This window comes from Paenibacillus agaridevorans, from assembly GCF_003112455.1.
Taxonomy (GTDB): domain Bacteria; phylum Bacillota; class Bacilli; order Paenibacillales; family Paenibacillaceae; genus Pristimantibacillus; species Pristimantibacillus agaridevorans.
Window position 1 is genome coordinate 23759 of sequence record NZ_BDQX01000325.1, and the last position, 4236, is coordinate 27994.

General features: G+C 57.3%; 2 protein-coding genes and 1 pseudogene. All 3 read right to left on the reverse strand.

Annotation, left to right across the window (positions count from 1 at the left end):
* Positions 1 to 322 (reverse strand): annotated as a pseudogene (locus PAT3040_RS25895) (extracellular solute-binding protein); the annotation flags it as partial.
* Between the two features lie 1337 nt (positions 323 to 1659).
* The gene (locus tag PAT3040_RS25910; RefSeq protein WP_108994956.1) at positions 1660 to 2652 is read right to left on the reverse strand and encodes a Gfo/Idh/MocA family protein; all 993 of its coding nucleotides are present in this window, start codon (positions 2650 to 2652) and stop codon (positions 1660 to 1662) included.
* Between the two features lie 346 nt (positions 2653 to 2998).
* Positions 2999 to 4236 (reverse strand): CBM35 domain-containing protein (locus PAT3040_RS38145; RefSeq protein WP_219930319.1); only part of this gene is annotated, 1238 nt, incomplete at its 5' end.

Here is a 4236-nt window from a genome sequence, read left to right on the forward strand (position 1 = left end):
GCTGATCCAGGTTCTCCGTAGGCATGCGCGTCGACTTTACGGTAATATGCGGGAACTTCTCGTTAAACTTCGGCATCACTTCGTCGAGCAGCACTTTCTCTTCGCCCTCGCCGAACGCGTGCCAGAATTCGATTGTGACGGGATCCGCCGGCTTTTCCGTTGGTTTCGCCGTTTCTTCCGCCGCCGGTTTGCTCGGCTGACTTGTCGCCGCCCCGTTTCCACCGTTGTTTCCGTTATTGCCGCCGCTGCATGCGGTCAGCACCATCATTGCCGCGAGCCCTGCCGCCATCGGCTTGGCAGCCGACTTGATGTTCAGTTTCATCTCTTGATCCCCTCCATCGATGTGTGAGTACGCTTTCATTATAGGGCTGCAGGCTGGGGCCCTCCGATTGACTAACTACTTCTTTTGGTGCTTTTTATTCATCGCTTTGGTGCGCATGCAGAATTTTCCAGTAAAAAGGTGCGTTTTTCTCCGATTATCGGAACATAAGATACTGCTCGCCGCTGCGGTAGTCCGCCGCCTGATGTGACTCCGCCATATGCAGCGCCATGCGCCGGCTTCGAAGCATTATAGCGGACTTTTCCGCTATAATTCCGGCCAACCACTGACTTCGGCACTTTATAGCGGATTTCTCCGCTATAATTCCGGCCAACCACTGACTTCGGCACATTATAGCGGATTTCTCCGCTATAATTCCGGCCAACCGCCGAACTTACAGCGTTATAGCGGATTTATCCGCTATAATTCCCGCCGGCAGATGCAGATGTGTATGAAAAAGCGAGTACAATGGGGCGTGGATGGGCGGGGACGAGCAGATGTGCATGAAAAAGCGAGTACAATGGGGCGTGAACGGGCGCGGGCGAGCAGATGTGTATGAAAAAGCGAGTACAATGGGGCGTGAACGGGCTCGGGCGAGCAGATGTGTATGAAAAAGCGAGTACAATGGGGCGTGAACGTGTGGGGGCGAGCAGATGTGTATGAAAAAGCGAGTACAATAGGGCGTGGATGGGCGGGGGCGAGCTAATGTGTATGAAAAAGCGAGTACAATAGGACGCGGACGGGTGGGGGCGGGCAGATGTGTATGAAAAAGCGAGTACAATAGGACGCGGACGGGTGGGGGCGAGCAGATGTGTATGAAAAAGCGAGTACAATAGGACGCGGACGGGTGCAACCGCCGGCCACCAACTTCCCAGCATTATAGTAGATTTCTCCGCCATATTTCCCGCCGACCTCCCACTTCGCAGCATTATTGCGGATTTCTCCGCCATAATTCCCGCCAACCGCCGACTTCGGCACATTATAGCGGATTTCTCCGCTATAATTCCCGCTAACCGCCGACTTCGGCACATTATAGCGGATTTCTCCGCCATATTTCCCGCCGACCTCCCACTTCGCAACTTTATAGCGGATTTCTCCGCTATATTTCCCGTCGACCACCAACTTCGCAACTTTATAGCGGATTTCTCCGCTATAATTCCCGCTAACCGCCGACTTCGGCACATTATAGCGGATTTCTCCGCTATAATCTTTGCCGACCGCTCTGCCCCTGGCAACAACAAAAAAGCCGCGTCTCAGGCGGCAAGTTGTCCCCGCTTGAAACGCGGCTTGAGGCCCCCGGCATAAAGAGGCGCAAGCATGGTTTGTTTTTCTGTTAAAAGTTACTGGTTATCCGCAGGGTACGTGAGTCCCCATTGCTTGCGCATCCGGTCCATCGTGCCCATGATGGAGATCGTCTCGTCAAGCGGCATGACTTCGCTCTCCGTCCTGCCGGAGCGCAAAGCTTCCATGGCGGCTTCGGCTTCATGCTTGTAGCCGCTGTACGTGCGATCATCCTGGAAATGCACGGGTTCCTCTCCGCGGACGTGAAGGCTTGCCGACTTGCCGAAGAGAAAGCTTGGGATGTGGATGTAACCCTTCGTTCCGTAGAGGCACGCTTCGTTCGTCAGTTGCAGACGTACCGCGCCGTTCAGTACGGCCGTACGGCCTCCTTCGTATTCGAACAACGCCGAAAACTTCTCGTCTACGCCCGTCTCGCCGATCACCGCGCTGCTATGGATCGCGCTCGGCTGCTCGCCGAATACAAAAGAGGCAAAGGAAACGGGATAGATGCCTGCATCCAGCAGCGCGCCGCCGCCGATCTCCTTGTTCAGCAGCCTGCCCCCCGGATTCCACCCCGCGTCGAAGCCGAAGTCTGCTTTCAGCAGCTGGACCTCGCCGATCAGCCCTTGCTGCAGCCACTCGCGCACTTGCACGATCGGAGGCAGGAAGCGCGTCCACATCGCTTCCATGACGAACAGACCTTTGTCGCGTCCCGCGCGTACGATTTCTTCCGCTTCCGCGGCATTCATCGTGAACGGCTTTTCGCACAGCACCGCTTTGCCTGCCTCCAGGCATGCAAGCACCTGCTCCTTGTGCAGCGGGTGAATCGTGCCGACGTAAACAATCTCGACGTCCGCGTCGTTAAAAAACTCCTCATAGCTGCCGTAGGCGCGCTCGAAGCCATGTTTCTCGGCAAACGCTTGCGCCTTTTCAAGCGACCTCGCGGCTACCGCCGTCAGCTCGGCTCCCTCCGCCAGCTTTAAGTCGTTCGCAAACTTCGACGAGATGCCGCCGCAGCCTAAAATGCCCCATTTGACCGGTTTCTTGCTCATATATTGTTGCTCCTCTCTCATCGCTATGGGATTGGTACTGCTTTCCATTCTACCATTGTTGGCTCCGGGATGGAAAAGCTAGTTTTGCAGAGCGCCGGGTTAGCTGAACCAAGCAGCTCTTCTCAGCGGCATCAGAATACGATTTCCGCAGCGCTAGCCGCACTGACGCCCCAAACTCAAACTCCCACGAACCAATCGTCCAGGCGCCCCAACTGTCCCGACCGAATCAAATGCCCCTGGTCAACCCTCGCCACAGCCGCTCCTCGCGCGCCAAAAAGCCAGCGCCCGGCAGGCGCTGGCTTTAACGGAATTGCCTCGATTTCGGTGAAATGACCCGTCTCTCCTTCTATTGTTTCGTCAACCGCACGTCGTCCACATGGAGCACCGTGCCTCCCGGCGAGTTGATATAGAAGCCGACGTCCACCACGCCGCTCGTAACGGGGATATTATCGATGCTGATATATTCCCACTCGCCCGTATTCGGAATGTTAACGTAGATCGCCGATCCGCCATGGCTTGTAATCTCCGCTCTCGCCGTCGTCGGGGTCGCGTATTGCATGCGTACCCAAGCCTCCAGCTTGTAGTTCGCGTTGTTTACCGGCACGTTCACCACTTGGTGAACGCTCTGCTGGTACGCGCTTGCGGAGTAGAAGTACGCCCTCGCGTCCCTGTGCCAAGCCGATGTCGGAGGATGCGTGCCCGATCCGCTGTCGACGCCGAAGGCCAGCGCCTGTCCGCTCGGATGCCATTCTGTCCAGGCCGAGCTATACCCAACCCTTTCGAAGCTGCCGTTATCGAGCAGATTCAGCTCCGACTGCGGCGTTCCCGGCGAGCTCGGGGATACCAGAATCCGATCGAGATTGACGTTGCCGCTGTCCGCCGCGTCATACTTGAAGGCGATCGTATTCTCTCCCGCGTTCAAGGTCAGCGACTGCGAAACATCCTGCCATGCGCTCCAACTCACGCCCGGGCTTGGCAGACTGGCCTGCGCTACGTCGACGCCGTTGACGTAAGTGCTGAGCGTCTTCGTGCTGCCCGTGCCGTTCGCATAACGGAGCGCCACTTGGTAGCTGCCGGCGGATGGGACATTAACTTTAAACGTTGCCGTCGCCCCCACTGTCGTCATACTATCCACGAAAGACGTGCCGCTGTGGAACCCATGGTTTTTGTTGGTCGCCGCTCCCCCGGACAGGGCGGCTCCCTCCGCTTCGTACTTGCCGACGGACGGGTTGAACGGCACCGAGATATAGTCCAGATTGACGTATCCGGTGTCTCCTGCATCCGCATAATAGCGGTACGTAATGGCGTTGCGTCCCGCCGCCAGCGGAACGGTTTCCGTCGCCGTCCCCCAAGTGCTCCAGCTCGCCAGGTTCGCGAGGCTCGTCCCCTTCACGCGCTTGCCGTTGACGAAGATGCTCAGCGACTTCGCCGAACCGTTGCCGTTGGCGTAACGGAGATCGATCGCGTAGTCGCCTGTCGCTTTGACGTCGGCATAGAACGTAACGGACGCGCCGTCATTCTCGATTTTGTCCACGAAGCCCGTGCCGGAGTAGCCGGCGTGATTGTTGTTGACGGCAGCCCGCG

Coding starts and splice junctions, on each gene's coding strand:
- PAT3040_RS25910 (WP_108994956.1), bottom strand. CDS start 2,652: ATGAGCAAGAAACCGGTCAAATGGGGCATTTTAGGCTGCGGCGGCATC.